The sequence below is a fragment of the Nocardia sp. NPDC049935 genome, assembly GCF_055586645.1.
Map to the genome: position 1 here is coordinate 430,652 of NZ_JBVJHV010000001.1, position 14,746 is coordinate 445,397.

The 14,746-nt window shown below is 69.6% G+C and carries 13 protein-coding genes; 4 read left to right on the forward strand and 9 right to left on the reverse strand.

Going from position 1 to position 14,746, the window contains the following annotated elements:
* Positions 1–13: 13 nt before the first annotated feature.
* The 5 genes from pgl to tkt are packed head-to-tail and all read right to left on the reverse strand — an operon-like array spanning position 14 to position 6,519.
* Positions 14–757 carry a 6-phosphogluconolactonase gene (gene pgl, locus ACZ6SF_RS02060; RefSeq protein WP_466059916.1) on the reverse strand — a complete coding sequence of 248 codons (744 nt, stop codon included), beginning with the start codon at positions 755–757 and terminating at the stop codon, positions 14–16.
* Positions 747–1,658, reverse strand: coding sequence for a glucose-6-phosphate dehydrogenase assembly protein OpcA (gene opcA, locus ACZ6SF_RS02065; protein ID WP_466059918.1), 912 nt, complete (start codon positions 1,656–1,658; stop codon positions 747–749). Before opcA ends, pgl begins: the two co-directional genes overlap by 11 nt.
* Positions 1,655–3,229: a glucose-6-phosphate dehydrogenase gene (zwf, locus tag ACZ6SF_RS02070; RefSeq protein WP_466059920.1), complete on the reverse strand. Its 1,575-nt coding sequence runs from the start codon at positions 3,227–3,229 to the stop codon at positions 1,655–1,657. Before zwf ends, opcA begins: the two co-directional genes overlap by 4 nt.
* A 5-nt stretch (positions 3,230–3,234) precedes the next feature.
* A complete protein-coding gene (gene tal / locus ACZ6SF_RS02075; protein WP_466059921.1) occupies positions 3,235–4,371 on the reverse strand; it encodes a transaldolase in 1,137 nt (378 codons plus the stop codon).
* A 6-nt stretch (positions 4,372–4,377) separates the two neighbouring features.
* Positions 4,378–6,519 (reverse strand): transketolase, encoded by a 2,142-nt coding sequence (tkt, locus tag ACZ6SF_RS02080; protein ID WP_466059923.1) that lies wholly within the window; start codon positions 6,517–6,519, stop codon positions 4,378–4,380.
* Positions 6,520–6,846: 327 nt separating this feature from the next.
* On the opposite strand from tkt, the gene ACZ6SF_RS02085 reads away from it, so the two are divergent.
* Positions 6,847–7,836 (forward strand): heme o synthase, encoded by a 990-nt coding sequence (locus ACZ6SF_RS02085; RefSeq protein ID WP_466059925.1) that lies wholly within the window; start codon positions 6,847–6,849, stop codon positions 7,834–7,836.
* A 42-nt stretch (positions 7,837–7,878) separates the two neighbouring features.
* Here ACZ6SF_RS02085 and ACZ6SF_RS02090 read toward each other — a convergent pair whose 3' ends face one another.
* Positions 7,879–9,309, reverse strand: a complete 1,431-nt coding sequence (locus ACZ6SF_RS02090; protein ID WP_466059926.1) for an FAD-dependent monooxygenase — start codon at positions 9,307–9,309, stop codon at positions 7,879–7,881.
* 93 nt (positions 9,310–9,402) lie between these two features.
* Here ACZ6SF_RS02090 and ACZ6SF_RS02095 point away from each other — a divergent pair, with 93 nt between their 5' ends.
* Positions 9,403–10,005 (forward strand): TetR/AcrR family transcriptional regulator, encoded by a 603-nt coding sequence (locus tag ACZ6SF_RS02095; protein ID WP_466059928.1) that lies wholly within the window; start codon positions 9,403–9,405, stop codon positions 10,003–10,005.
* Positions 10,006–10,030: 25 nt separating this feature from the next.
* Here ACZ6SF_RS02095 and ACZ6SF_RS02100 read toward each other — a convergent pair whose 3' ends face one another.
* Positions 10,031–10,996 (reverse strand): quinone oxidoreductase family protein, encoded by a 966-nt coding sequence (locus ACZ6SF_RS02100; RefSeq protein WP_466059930.1) that lies wholly within the window; start codon positions 10,994–10,996, stop codon positions 10,031–10,033.
* A 123-nt stretch (positions 10,997–11,119) separates the two neighbouring features.
* On the opposite strand from ACZ6SF_RS02100, the gene ACZ6SF_RS02105 reads away from it, so the two are divergent.
* Both ACZ6SF_RS02105 and ACZ6SF_RS02110 read left to right on the forward strand, forming a co-directional pair.
* Positions 11,120–11,470, forward strand: a complete 351-nt coding sequence (locus tag ACZ6SF_RS02105) for a hypothetical protein (RefSeq protein ID WP_466059932.1) — start codon at positions 11,120–11,122, stop codon at positions 11,468–11,470.
* A gap of 153 nt (positions 11,471–11,623) precedes the next feature.
* A complete protein-coding gene (locus ACZ6SF_RS02110) occupies positions 11,624–12,847 on the forward strand; it encodes a PucR family transcriptional regulator (protein ID WP_466059933.1) in 1,224 nt (407 codons plus the stop codon).
* 3 nt (positions 12,848–12,850) lie between these two features.
* Here the strand turns inward: ACZ6SF_RS02110 and ACZ6SF_RS02115 are convergent, their stop codons facing one another.
* Together ACZ6SF_RS02115 and ACZ6SF_RS02120 are read right to left on the reverse strand one after the other, a co-directional pair.
* Entirely contained in the window at positions 12,851–13,825 is a 975-nt protein-coding gene (locus ACZ6SF_RS02115; protein WP_466059935.1) for a COX15/CtaA family protein, read from the reverse strand.
* A 74-nt stretch (positions 13,826–13,899) separates the two neighbouring features.
* Entirely contained in the window at positions 13,900–14,691 is a 792-nt protein-coding gene (locus ACZ6SF_RS02120) for an ABC transporter permease (RefSeq protein ID WP_466059937.1), read from the reverse strand.
* Positions 14,692–14,746 lie beyond the last annotated feature (55 nt).

The window sequence follows — 14,746 nt, forward strand, 5'->3', positions numbered from 1 at the left end:
TGCGGCGGGACGGTCAGCCCAGACCGGGTGCGGCGGCCCGATCGACCAGCCAGACCGTCGATTCCGTGCCCCGGGCACCGGCCGCGGGGACCTTCAGCGGATCCGCGCCGTTGAGCGCCGCGGCCACCGGTTCGGCCTTGTTGGCGCCGGAGACCACCAGCACCACCTGCCGGGCGCGGCGGATCGCGGGATAGGTCAGGGTGACGCGCACCGGGGGCGGTTTGGGGGAGTCGGTGACCGCGACGGCCAGTTCGTGCTGTTCGCCGAGGGTTTCGGTGTGGCCCGGGAACAGGGAGTTGATATGACCGTCCGGGCCCATACCGAGCAGGTGCAGATCGAACGCGCCGTAGGTCGCGAGGTGGGCGCGCAGCGCGGTGGCGTACTCGGCGGCGGCTTCGACCGGGTCCGGGTATTCGCCGTCGGACGTGGCCACCGTGTGGATCCGCGCGGGATCCACCGGGACGTGGTCGAGCAGGGCGCGGTGCGCCTGCAGTTCGTTGCGCTCGGGATCGCCGGCGGGCACGAAACGTTCGTCGCCCCAGAACACATCCAGCTGCGACCAGTCCAGGGCGCCCGGGTTCGCGCGCACCTTCTCCAGGAGCGTGATCCCGGTGCCACCACCGGTCACCACCACCGAGGCGGTGCCCCGGGCGGCCTGCGCGGCGGTCAGGGTATCGACGAAGAGGCGGGCGGCGGCGGTGGTCAGCGCATCACCGTCGGGGTAGACCTCGACGGTGGTCTCGGAACTAGTGGTCATAGGTCACCCTTTCGATTCCGGCGAGGGCTTCGGCGTAGATCTCGTCGGCGTCCAGCCGGCGCAATTCCTCCGCCAGGCAGTCGCGGGTTTCGCGGCGCGCCAGGGCGATCCGCTGCACCGGATCGCCGGTACGGGTGAGGGTCGCGGTGACCCCGGTCTGCGGACGGGCGATGGCGATGGACACCGTCGGCCGGTGCAATTCGACGACGAGGTCCCCGGTCCGGCGGTGCACCGGGCAGCCCAGCCGCCCGGCCAGCCAGCCGGCGAGCATATCGAGGGCCGGTTCCTCGCGCAGGCCAGACACGGTCACCGATTCCACCGGCTCGAACGGGGGTTCGTCCATCGCCGCGGCCAGCAGGGCCCGCCAATAGGTGATCCGGCTCCACGCCAGATCGGAATCGCCCACCGCGTAGGAGCCGCGGCGGGACCTGATGGTCGCCTGCGGATCCGGGGCGAAGGTGGCGTCGGTGATCCGGCGGGTCGCCAACCGGCCCACCGAATCCTTGGACGGGAAGGCCGGGGCGCCGCGCGGCCACCACGCCACCACGGGCGTATCGGGCAGCAGGAACGGGATGACCACGCTGCTCTCGTGGCTCACCAGTTCGCCCTGCAGCCGCAGCACGATCACCTCGGCCGCGCCCGCGTCGCCGCCGACCCGGATCTGCGCGTCCAGCCGCGTCACCGCGAAGCGGTCGCCGCGGGCCAGCACGACCACCCGGCAGGGGTGTTCGCGGCTGGCGTCGTTGGCGGCGTCGATGGCGTCCTCGGCCTCGGAGCTGTCCAGCGTGCACACCACCAGCGTCAGCACCCGGCCCATGGTGATCACACCGTTGCTCTCGCGCAGCTGCACCAGGCGTTTGGTGACGGCCCCGGTGGTGGTGTCGGGGATATCGATGATCACGGACGCCGCCATTCCCGGCCGGTGCGGGCCAGCATCTCGGCCGCCGAATCCGGGCCCCACGTCCCGGCCTCGTACTGTTCGGGTTTACCGTCGGCGGCCCAGTGCGCGAGCACCGGATCCAGGATGCGCCAGGACAATTCGACCTCCGCGTTGACGGGGAACAGTGAGGGTTCACCGAGCAGCACGTCCAGGATCAGCCGCTCGTAGGCTTCCGGCGACGATTCGGTGAACGCCTCGCCGTAGCTGAAATCCATATTCACGTCGCGGACTTCCATCGACGATCCGGGCACCTTCGATCCGAACCGCATGGTGATGCCCTCATCCGGCTGTACCCGGATGACCAGTGCGTTCTCGCCGAGATCCTCGGTCATGGTCTGATCGAAGGGCAGATGCGGGGCACGTTTGAACACCACCGCGATCTCGGTGACCCGGCGGCCCAGCCGTTTACCGGTGCGCAGATAGAACGGCACACCCGCCCAGCGCCGGGTATCGACCTCGAGGGTCAGCGCGGCATAGGTCTCGGTGCGCGACTGCGGATCGAAACCCTCCTCGTCCAGCAGGCCCACCACCTCCTGGCCGCCCTGCCATCCGGCCGCGTACTGACCGCGGGCGGTGGTCTCGTCGAGCGGTTCCACGAGTTTGGTGGCGGAGAGGACCTTGATCTTCTCGTTCTGCAGCTGGCGGGGTTCGAAGCTGATCGGCTCCTCCATCGCGGTGAGCGCGAGCAGCTGCAGCAGATGGTTCTGGATCACATCGCGGGCTGCGCCGATTCCGTCGTAGTATCCGGCCCGGCCGCCCAGCCCGATATCCTCGGCCATCGTGATCTGCACGTGGTCGACGTAGTTCGCGTTCCAGATCGGGTCGAACAACTGGTTGGCGAAACGCAGCGCCAGAATGTTCTGCACCGTCTCCTTGCCGAGATAGTGGTCGATCCGGAAGACCGTCTCCTCCGGGAACACCCGGTTCACCAGCGCGTTGAGTTCGCGGGCGCTGTCCAGGTCGTGACCGAAGGGCTTTTCGATCACCACCCGCCGCCAGGGTGCGCGGCCCTCGACGCCGGCGGTGTTGGTGAGTTTGTGCCGGTGCAGCTGATCGAGCACCACGGGGAAGGTGTTCGGCGGGATCGACAGATAGAAGGCGTGATTCCCGCCGGTGCCGCGTTCGTCGTCGAGCCGGGCGAGGGTGCCGGCGAGCCGGTCGAAGGCCGCGTCGTCCTCGAACGTGCCCTGGACGAAACGGAATCCCTCCGCCAGGTGGTCCCAGACCTCCTGGCGGAACGGGGTCCGGGCGTGGGCCCGGACCGCGTCGTGGACGATCTCGCCGAAATCCCGGTCCGACATCTCGCGCCGGGCGAACCCGACCAGGGCGAAACCGGGGGGCAGCAGCCCCCGGTTCGCCAGGTCGTAGATGGCCGGCATGAGTTTGCGCCGGGAGAGATCTCCGGTGACACCGAAGATCACCATGCTGCACGGTCCCGCTATCCGCGGTATCCGTTTGTCCCGGCCGTCCCGCAGCGGATTACGCCACGGGGTGCCGGATACCGTCTGCGTGCTCTCCGGAGCGCCGGCCATGGGCGTCAGTTACCTCCTGCGGCGGATTTCAGCTCCGCCGTGGTGGCCTCCAGCAGTTCCTCCCAGGACTTCTCGAACTTCTCCACGCCCTCGCTCTCGAGCACGGCGAACACATCGTCGAGATCGATACCCGCCGCGCGCAGCTGCTCGAACACCCCGGCCGCGTCGTCGGCGGTACCCGAGACCGTGTCCCCACGCACCTCGCCGTGATCGGCGACGGCCTCGAGGGTCTTCTCCGGCAGGGTGTTCACCGTGTTCGCGGCGACCAGTTCGGTGACGTAGAGAGTGTCCGGGTAATCCGGGTTCTTCACGCCGGTGGAGGCCCACAGCGGCCGCTGCCGGTTCGCGCCGGCCGAGGCCAGATGGTGGTAGGTCGACGCGTGATCGCCACCGGAGCCGAAGACATCGAGGTATTCGGCGTAGGCGAGCCGGGCGTTGGCAACACCCGCCTTACCGCGCAGCGCCAGGGCCTCGGGAGTGCCGATCGCCTCGAGCCGTTTGTCGATCTCGGTGTCGACCCGGGAGACGAAGAACGAGGCGACCGAGTGGATCCTGGCCAGATCGTGGCCGGCGACGCGCGCATTGCGCAGCCCGTCGAGGTAGGCGCCCATGACCGAGCGGTACCGCTTGACCGAGAAGATCAGCGTGACATTGACGCTGATGCCTTCCGCGATCACCGCGGTGATCGCCGGCAGACCCTCCTCGGTGGCCGGGATCTTGATGAACAGGTTCGGCCGGTCGACGATCTTCCACAGTTCGACGGCCTGGGCGACGGTCTTGTCCGCGTCGAAGGCCAGCCGGGGATCGACCTCGATGGAGACCCGGCCGTCGACCCCACCGGACTGTTCGAACACCGGGGCCAGCACATCGCAGGCCGCGCGGACGTCGTCGGTGGTGATGGTGCGGATCGCGGCGTCGACATCGGCGCCGCGGGCGGCCAGCTCACGGACCTGCGCATCGTAGGCGTGACCCTTGCTGAGGGCGCCCTGGAAGATGGTCGGGTTGGTGGTGACCCCGACGATCCCGCGGGTGGCGATCAGTTCGGCGAGGTTGCCGGAGCCGATCCGATCGCGTGACAGATCATCCAGCCACACCGATACCCCGGCCGCGGCCAGGGCGGCGATGTTCTCGTTCTGTGCCATGAACCCTTATCCCTTCACGTTGTCGAGCGTGCGCTGCGCAGCGGCCACGACAGCCTCCGGCGTGAAGCCGAACTCGCGGAACAAGGTCTTGTAATCGGCCGAGGCGCCGAAATGCTCGATCGACACGATCTCGCCCGCGTCGCCGGTGAACCGGTACCACGGCATGGCGATACCGGCTTCGACCACGACCCGGGCGGCTACTGCCGGGGGCAGCACCTCGTCGCGATAGGCCTTGTCCTGCGCGTCGAACCACTCCACGCACGGCATCGAGACCACCCGGGTTCCGATACCCTGCTCCTCCAGCGTAGTGCGCGCGGCCACGGCGAGCTGGAGCTCGGAGCCCGTGCCGACCAGAATCACCTGCGGGACGCCGGTGGACGCCTCGGCGAGGATGTATCCGCCCTTCGACACGCCTTCGTAGCTGGTGCCCTCCTGGACCGGCAGGTCCTGGCGGGTCAGGGCCAGCGCGGCCGGGCCGCCGGTGCCCACCGCGTCGCTGGAGACGAACGGCGAATTGTGCTTACCGCTGTGCTTCTCGATCACCGCGCGCCAGGCGTGGGCGGTCTCGTTGGCATCGCCGGGGCGCACCACGGACAGGCCGGGGATGGCGCGCAGCGCGGCCAGATGCTCGATCGGCTGGTGGGTGGGGCCGTCCTCGCCGAGCCCGATGGAATCGTGGGTCCAGACGTAGGTCACCGGCACCCGCATCAGCGCGGCGAGCCGCACGGCCGGGCGCATGTAATCGCTGAACACCAGGAAGGTGCCGCCGTAGGGCTTGGTGGGGCCGTGCAGGGCGATGCCGTTGAGGATGGAGCCCATCGCGTGCTCGCGGACACCGAAGTGCAGGGTGCGGCCGTAGGGGCTCGCCTTCCACATGCCGGTGGAGATCGATTCGGGACCGAAGCTCAGCGAATCGGGGATGGTGGTGTTGTTGGATTCGGCGAGGTCGGCCGAACCGCCCCACAGTTCCGGCAGCACCGGGCCGACCGCGGCCAGGACCTTGGCCGAGGCCTTACGGGTGGCCAGGCCCTTGGCGTCGGGCTCCCAGGTGGGCAGGGTGTCGACCCAGCCCGCGGGCAGCTGCCCGTTGAAGAGCCGGTCGAACAGTTTCTTGGCCTCGGGGGCGCGCTGGGCCCAGGCGTCGAATTCGACGGTCCAGCCGGCGTGCGCCTTCGCCCCGCGCTCGGCGGCCTTGCGGGTGTGCGCGATGACCTCGTCGGTGACCTGGAAGCTCTGCTCGGGATCGAAGCCGAGGGCGCGCTTGGTGGCGGCCACCTCGTCGGCGCCCAGCGCGGCGCCGTGCGAGGCGCCGGTGTTCATCTTGTTGGGCGCGGGATAGCCGATGATGGTGCGCAGCAGGATCAGCGACGGTTTGCCCGTCTCGGCCTTGGCCGCGGCCAGCGCGGTCTCGATGGCCACGACGTCCTCGCCACCCTCGACGACCTGGACGTGCCAGCCGTAGGCCTCGTACCGGGCCGCCACGTCCTCGGTGAAGGCGATGGTGGTGTCGTCCTCGATGGAGATCTTGTTGTCGTCGTAGATCACCACCAGGTTGCCCAGCTGCTGGGTGCCCGCCAGCGACGAGGCCTCGGAGGTGACGCCCTCCTCCATATCGCCGTCGGAGGCGATCACGTAGATGTGGTGATCGAACGGGCTCGCGCCGGTCGCGGTCTCGGGATCGAACAGGCCGCGCTCGCGGCGGGCCGCCATCGCCATCCCGACCGCGGACGCCAGGCCCTGGCCCAGCGGCCCGGTGGTGATCTCGACACCCTTGGTGTGCCGGTACTCGGGGTGGCCCGGCGTCAGCGAGCCCCATTTGCGGAGAGTGCGCAGATCCTCGAGTTCCAGCCCGAAGCCGGCCAGGTACAGCTGGATGTAGAGGGTCAGGCTGGAGTGACCGCAGGACAGCACGAACCGGTCACGGCCGACCCATTCGGGATCGGCCGGGTCGTGGCGCATGGTGCGCTGGAACAGGGTGTAGGCCAGCGGCGCCAGGCTCATGGCGGTGCCCGGGTGGCCGTTCCCGGCGGTCTGCACCGCGTCGGCGGCGAGAACCCGCACGGTGTCGACAGCCTTGGTGTCCAGATCAGTCCAGTCGTCCGGAAGGTTCGGCTGGGTGAGGGCGCGGATGTCGTCTGTCACTGACACGACCGTGTTTCTCCTGACATTTCGAGGCGTCGAAAAATGGCGGGCGGGGTGGCGAACCGGTGCGGCGCGGTGACTGTGGCGCCGCATACACCCCCTACCCTAATTGCGCCCGGCCGCCCCCGGTGCGCGCCCCCCGGCAAGTTCCGCGCGGCCGTGTCGCGGCCGCGACGGCGGCGAGCGCCGCCCGCACCGGCCCGGCGCGCACAGGGGCGAGCGGGGGAGTGCCCGGGGCGTGGGTCTACCATCGTCTGTAGTAGTAGCCGCGTCGCAGCCGCGCGCTGCTCGTTCCTACAGCCGGATGCGAAGCACAGCGTGCGAGGAGAGATAGTGCGGATCGGTCATGACACGGGGGTCGGCGGCGCCCACGATTCCGCCCCGGCACCCGCGGACCGCGTCCTCGGCAGTGCGGCACTGGCCCGGGTGGCCCGCCGCCCGCTGGCCTATATCGCGCTCACCAAGCCCCGCGTCATCGAACTGCTGCTGGTGGCCACCATCCCGACCATGCTGCTCGCCGACCGCGGCGAGGTCGATATCCGGCTCATCCTGGCCACGCTGTTCGGCGGCTGGATGGGCGCCGCGAGCGCGAACACCCTCAACTGTGTGGCCGACGCCGATATCGACAAGGTGATGAAGCGCACGGCCAAACGCCCGCTGGCCCGCGACGCGGTGCCGACCTCGCACGCGTTCGTCTTCGGCGTGGTACTCGGGATCGGCTCGTTCGCCTGGCTGTGGTGGCAGGCGAACCTGCTCAGCGGGGTGCTGGTCGTCGCCACCATCCTGTTCTACGTCTTCGTCTACACGCTGGGACTCAAACGCCGTACCTCGCAGAACGTGGTGTGGGGCGGCGCGGCGGGCTGTATGCCCGCGCTGGTCGGGTGGTCGGCGGTCACCGGCACCATCGGCTGGCCCGCGCTGGCGCTGTTCGGCGTGATCTTCTTCTGGACGCCGCCGCACACCTGGGCCCTGGCCATGCGGTACAAGGAGGACTACCGCGCCGCCGGGGTGCCCATGCTGCCGGTGGTCGCCACCGAACAGGCCGTCACCAAGCAGATCGTGATCTACACCTGGCTGACCGTGCTGACCACCCTGGCGCTGGTCCCCGCCACCGGGGTGATCTACACGGCGGTCGCGCTGGTCGCCGGAGCCTGGTTCCTGCTGATGGCCCATCAGCTCTACTCCGGGGTGCGGCGCGGCGAATCGGTGAAACCGCTGCGGCTGTTCCTGCAGTCGAACAATTACCTCGCGGTGGTGTTCTGCGGCCTGGCGATCGACTCGGTCCTCGGCTGGACCACCCTGGGCGAGGTCTTCTTCGGCTGAGTCCGGCGGCGCGGCGCACGGGGTCCGCGCCGGCCGCCGCCGTCAGGACACGGAACCGAGATAACCGTCCGGCCGCACCAGGATCCGGGTCCCCTCGACGGCGTCGTAGGCGTCGAACGCGGATCCGCCGATATCGATCAATGCCGGACCGCCGGGCTCCGTACCCGGCCGGACCACCCGGTACGCGCGGGTTCCGGGAACGGCGGGCAGTTCGCCGCCGCCGAAGCACAGCATTGTCGCGTGCGGCCCCCGGAAGAGATCGAAGAGGCGGACCCGCCGGCCTTCGGCGTCCTTCAGCGGTGCGTCCGGTGCGCGGTCACCGGGGGCGATACGGCGGGTATCGGCCGGATCCCGATACGTGATATCGAGTTGCCGGGTCTCCTCACCGCGTCGCATGGCGTCCTCCGCGCCGTCGGTGAGTTTTCCGAGCAGTTCGGTACTGATCCCGAGTACGCGGGCCGCGACGGCACGGCGTTCGGGGTCGTAGGTGCGCAGCGGCGCCTCGTCTCCGGCGAGTGCGGCCGCGAGTTTCCAGCCCAGGTTGTAGGCGTCCTGGATACCGGTGTTCATACCCTGGCCGCCGGTCGGCGGGTGGACGTGCGCGGCGTCCCCGGCCAGGAGCACCCGGCCGGACCGGAACCGCGCGGCGAGCCGGATATTGGGTCGCCAGACGGTGACCCAGACGAGGTCGGTGAGGGTGATATCGCGGTCGCCTCGATAGCGATCCACCCGGGACTGCAGGTCCGCGAGCGTGGGTTCGACCTCGGTATCGATATCGCCGGGTGCGGCGAACTGGAAATGGCGCCCGCCCGGTAGCGGCGAGAACGCGATACCGCGCATGGGGTCCGCGGCCGCGGCGAACCAGTAACCGCGGTCGTGGTCGAGTGCGTCGGCGCGGACGTCGCCGAGCAGCATGCGGATCGAATCGTCGGTGGTCCCTTCGAACGCGATACCCGCCGTTTTGCGCACGGTGCTGCGCCCGCCGTCCGCGCCGGCCAGATAGGCGGCGCGAACGGTTTCGGCACCGCCGGGACCGGACAGCCGGGCCGTCACCCCGGACTCGTCCTGGTCGAACGACACCAGCGCGGTGCCCGATTCCACCCGGACCCCGAACTCCGCCAGCCGGGCGCGCAGGATCGCCTCGGTCTGCGCCTGGCCGAGGAACCACGGATTCGGGTAGGGAACGCCGGGGGTGGGATCGAGGGGGTCGCTCATCCGGTGCTCACCGGCGAACTCGCCGTCCAGATAGGCGCGCATGACCGGTGCCGGGGCCCCGGCCGCGTGGACCGCGTCCAGGACGCCCAGATCGTCGAAGACCTCGAGGGTGCGCGGCTGGATGCCGTCGCCGCGGGAACCGGGGCAGAACTCGGTGGCCTTGTCGATGACCCGGACCGCGATATCACGGCGGGCCAGGTCGATGGCGAGGGCGAGCCCGGTGGGACCGGCGCCGACGACGAGAACGGAAGACGTCACGGGAACTCCTGACAGATTTGGATGAATATAGATTCAGTGAATCTGAATTCAGTATTGTGGTTGGTAGGTTGCCGTGTCAAGGAGGTGAGGCGGGTGGCGACGAGCCGTCGGGAGCGTGCGGAGGAAACGGAGCAGGCGCTGAAAACCGCCGCGCGGCGGGTGTTCGCGGAGCGCGGCTACCTGAACACCAAGATCACCGACATCACCGCGGCGGCGGGCCGGTCGGCGGGGTCGTTCTACAACCATTTCTCCGGCAAGGAGGAACTGCTCCGCGCGCTACTGGCCGATCTGGGCGCGGCCGGTGACGCACGGGCCGGTCGGGAGGAACACAACCCGGATTTCAGCGATCCGTCCGCCGTCCGGTTCCATATCGCCGGATTCTGGGATTTCGCCCGGGACCACGCCCCGGTGCTGCGGGCGATGGATCAGGCGGCGCTGGTCAACGAGGAGTTCGGCCGGGAGCTGGGGCGATTCGGCGCGGCGCAGCGGGCCGATATCGCCGACCATCTGGACGGGCTGGTGGCGAAGGGGATGACGCTGCCGGGCACCGTCGACACCAGCCTCGCGATGATGTTCTTGCTCGTCCAGGCGGTATCGACCGCGGTCGAGGACGGTGCGCTGGAGATACCGGACGGCGAGGCCGTGGAGAGTCTCACGCGGTTCGTCTACCGCGGGCTCACCGGCCGCGACTACTGAGGAAGGTGTCCGGTCCGCGTATCGGTCAGGGCAGCAGGACGATCGACCCGGTGGTCCGGCGGCTCTCCAGGTCGCGATGCGCCTGTTCGGCCTCGGCGAGTGGATAGGTCGCGCCGATCCGGACGGTGAGCGAGCCGTCGGCGACCGCCTCGAGGATATCGCGGGCCCGCCATTCGAGTTCGGCCCGATCGCGGGTGTAGTGCGCGATATTCGGCCGCGTCACGAAGACCGAACCGGCCGCGTTGAGCCGCTGCAGATCCACCGGCGGTACCGGTCCGCTGGCCGCGCCGAACAGCGCCAGCGTGCCGCGCACCCGCAGCGACGCCAGACTGGCATCGAAGGTCGCCGCGCCCACGCCGTCGTAGACCGCGGCAACACCGGCGCCGTCGGTGAGTTCGCGGACCCGGTCGGCGAGGCCGTCGCCGTAGCGCAGCACCTCCCAGGCGCCCGCGGCGCGGGAGAGGCTCTCCTTCTCGTCCGAGGACACCGTGGTGATCACCCGGATATCGCGGGCCGCGGCCAGTTGGGTGAGCAGCAGTCCCACCCCGCCGGCGCCCGCGTGCACCAGGATCGTCTCGCCCGGTTCGGGTTTGTAGACCGATTCGATCAGATAGTGCGCCGTCATCCCCTGCAGCAGCGCCGACGCGGCCACCGGCGGATCCACATCGCCGGGGACGGTCACCGCGACCGCGGCGTCCACCACGGTGCGCGGCGCGTAACTGTTCGGGGCGGCCGCCCAGGCGATTCGGTCGCCGATCGCGAATCCGGTGGTCTCGGCGCCGATCTCGGCGACGATCCCGGTCCCCTCGGAACCCGGGATATAGGGCACCGGACGAGGGTAGGTGCCGGTGCGGAAATAGGTATCGATGTAGTTGACACCGACGGCGTCGACATCGACCAGTAGCTGATTCGGCCCGGGTACCGGTTCGGGGACCTCGGTGAGGGTCAGGACTTCCGGACCGCCGTGCCTGTCTACCTGGATGGCGCGCATGGTCCAGTTCTACACCCGCGCCGCCGCCGCGCTCCCGCGGGTCCGGGGATCCGCCGTGTTCACGCGGTCCCTACCGCGGACGGCCCGGCCGGGGGCGCGTTACCCGCCGGTAGACTCCGGTCCATGAGTGCTGAAACCGCCACCGTCACCGTTCGCGCACCGAAGGAGATCGTCGACTCGGTCCGTGCATTCGTCGCCGCGCACGGGGGCTCGGCCGAAGCCGTGCTGCAGCCGGTGGGCCGCCGGGGTGTCCGGGTCACGCTGGTGGGAGCCGACGGTGTGCTCGGCGACCGGATGGTGGCCGATACCGCGACCGCGCAGGCCGTGGTCGAGGCGGTGGACGGTCTGACCGCCGCCGAGGGCTGGGAACGCGAACTCGTATCGCGGACCACGCCGGCCGCCGGTCACTGGGCGAAGATGGCCGGCTGGGTCGCGAAGCAGACCCGATTCCCCGTGGCGCGCAACGAGAAATAGGTCCCGGGTTATGTGATACCTGTGGGTACTCACAGGTCGGCCCCCGGGCCTTCAGGTAGCTCGAACAGATTCGTGGACAAAAACTACTGACGAGTAACCGGTTCGCGCTACCGTTAGTGCCTCGAGCGACAGCCTGGGGTAGAAGGAGCCGATATGACGGTCAGTAGTCCGACCCGTGCCCGACTCACGGTGTCCGGCCGTCCCATTTCCAATCATCTCCGCGATGTTTCGACGCTGTCCCGTCAGATGGTGGGCCATTTCGTCGAGCACGTGGCGCCGTGCGGAACCCTGCCGGGAGACGCCTTACAGGGCGATGTGACCGCGGTGACGCGGCTGTGTCTCGAACTCACCCTCAGCCGGCTCGACGGGCGCGAACTCCCGGAGCGGATCGAACAGGTGCGGGAGGCCGCCGCCGAATGGGCGCGGGAGGGTATCCCGATCGACACCATCAACCACGCCATCCACGAGGGCTTCAAACTCGGTTTCGACCGGATCATGTCCACCGCCGGTCCCGCGGATTCGGCGACCCTGGTCGCGACCGCCCGCCGGATGCTGGAGATCCTGGACACCATCACCTCCGAGGTCGCGCTCGCCTACGTGGGCGAATACCGCGGTGTCGTCTCCGAACACCACACCGCCGTACACACCCTGACCTCCGCCCTGCTCGGCGGGCACAGCACCGCCACCATGGCCCGCGAATGCGGTATCGAGATCGCCGCGTCGTATCAGGTACTGGCCCTGGCGCTCCCGCCGCATCCGGACGAATCGGCGCCACAGGTGGACGGGCGGATCGTCGCGCGCCGCAAACTACGCCGGGTCCAGGCGGAACTGGCCCGCTGTTGCGGGGAACGGGCGCTCTCGCTGCTGAGTATCGACGGCGGTACGGTCCTGCTGCCCGCGGAAGCGTTCCCCGACGAGACCCTCGACGCGCTGATCGACGGGTTGTCCCGGGTCGCGCAGGTGCCGGTCACCGCCACGGTGGTCACCGCCGCGCCCACCGAGATCCCCGATGCCACCGATCGGGCCCATGAGCTGCTCGATACGGTGCAGCGCATCACCGACGGCGGCGGGCTGCACCGGTTCACCGATCTGGCCCTGGAATTCCAGATCACCCGGCCCGGTCCGGCGCGTGAGCATCTCAGCGCGATCCTGGACCCGCTGGACGAACATCCCGAACTGCTGGAGACGCTGCGCCAGCACATCGCCAACAATTTCAACCGGCAGCGCACCGCGCGGCTGATGCATATGCACACCAATACGCTCGACTACCGGCTCAAACGGGTGCGGCTGCTGACCGGGTTCGACCCGGCGATCCCCACCGGCCTGTGGTATCTGACCTCCGCGCTGGTCGCCCGGAGCTACACCAGCGGCACGTGACCGTCAGGCGGGTTGCGAATCCGGTTCCCGGACCGCGGCCGGCAGCGGTTCGCGGGTGCGCAGCGACGCCCACAGCGTCGCGGTGGCCGCCGTGCACAGCGCCGCGCCGCCCACATGGATCGCGACCAGGGCCGCGGGCACATCGGTGAAGTACTGCACCACCCCGACCAGGGCCTGCGTCAGTACCAGGCCGATCAGGACGAAGTACCGGTCGCGGACCGGTTTGGTGATACCGGTCGCGTAGAGACCGAAACCGAGCCCGATGAGCAGGGCCAGGTAGCCGATGAGCAGCTGCGCGTGCAGATGCACGAGGGTCGTGATCTCGATCTCGAGCCGGGCCACCGGGCGATCGATGCTCTTGTCGCCCGCGTGCGGGCCCGCGCCGGTGACCAGGGTGCCGGCCACCAGGACGCCGGCCAGGGTCACACCGCTGAGCGCGGTGAGCATGCGCAGCGGGCCCGGAGCGCGGACGGTCTCCACGCCGTCGTCGGGGGTGGCCACCTTCGAGACCAGCACCGCGGCCAGCCAGACCATGAGCATCGAGGCCAGCAGATGCAGGGCGACGGTCCACCACAGCAGCCCGGTCAGCACGGTGATACCGCCGAGGATCGCCTGCAGCACGGTACCCGCGGGCATCAACCAGGCATAGACCAGGACTTCACGGCGACGCCGGGCCCGGATGACGGCGAGAACGATGAGCGCCGCGCACAGGGTGACCGCGAAGACGAGCATCCGGTTGCCGAACTCCACGGCCTGATGGATCCCGGGCACTTCCGAGACGCCGACCGGCGTGAAACTACCCGGGAAGCACTGCGGCCAGGTCGGGCAGCCGAGCCCGGAGGCGGTGACCCGCACGATCGCGCCGGTCACGGCGATTCCGGCCTGGGTGGCGAGCACCGCCAGCGCGATCAGGAGCTGGGTGCGGCGCGACGGCAGGGGGAGCCGGTCGACGAGTCGCAGGAAGGCGCGAGTGAGCACGTCACGATGGTAGCGGGCGCGCCGGAGGCCGCCGCCGCCGGTCTACTACGAAGTGTCGTGGTCGACCGGGCGGGTTACTCGAACCGGAACCAGCGCACGGCCAGCAACCCGGCCCCGGTACCCCAGAGCGCCAGCACGATCACGCCGAACCAGTCGACGCTTCCGCGCAGCGCGTCCTCCAGAGCGACGGCCAGCGCACCGGAGGGCACCAGCCGCACCAGGGTGTGCACCACCGACGGCAGTTCCTCGGAGGCGAAGACCACACTGGCGATACCCAGCATCACGAACCAGAGGATATTGGCCAGGGCCAGCACCACCTCGGCCTTGAGGGTGCCGCCCAGGAGCAGTCCCATCGCCGCGAAGGTCGCGGTACCGAGTGCGATCAGCAGGGCCCCCAGCGCGAGTCCCGCCGGGGTCGGGCGCCAGCCCAGGGCCACCCCGATCAGGCCCAGCAGTACGGCCTGCAGGATCACCACCAGCAATACCGCGCCGCTCTTACCCGCGACGATCCCCCAGCGGGGCAGGGGAGTGGCGCCGAGACGTTTGAGCGCGCCGTAGCGCCGGTCGAATCCGATGGCGATGGCCTGGCCGGTGAACGCCGTCGACATCACGGCCACCATCATCACCGCGGGCACGATCTTGTCGATCTTGTCCGGGCCCATATCGCCGAAGGGCAGCAGCGCCAGCCCGATCAGCAGGGTGATGGGGATGAACATGGTGAGCAGCAGCTGCTCACCGTTGCGCAGCAGCAGCACCAGATCCAGGCGGGTCTGCGCGAGCAGCATGGCGCCCCGGCCGGCGGGACGTGGATCGGGCGCGAAGGTTCCCGGCCCGAAACGGTTGGCGGTGAGATCCGGCTTCGTCACACGATCTCCCTCGCAGCGGATGGATACGGTCCGCGGCGCCCGCGGCGGAGGTATC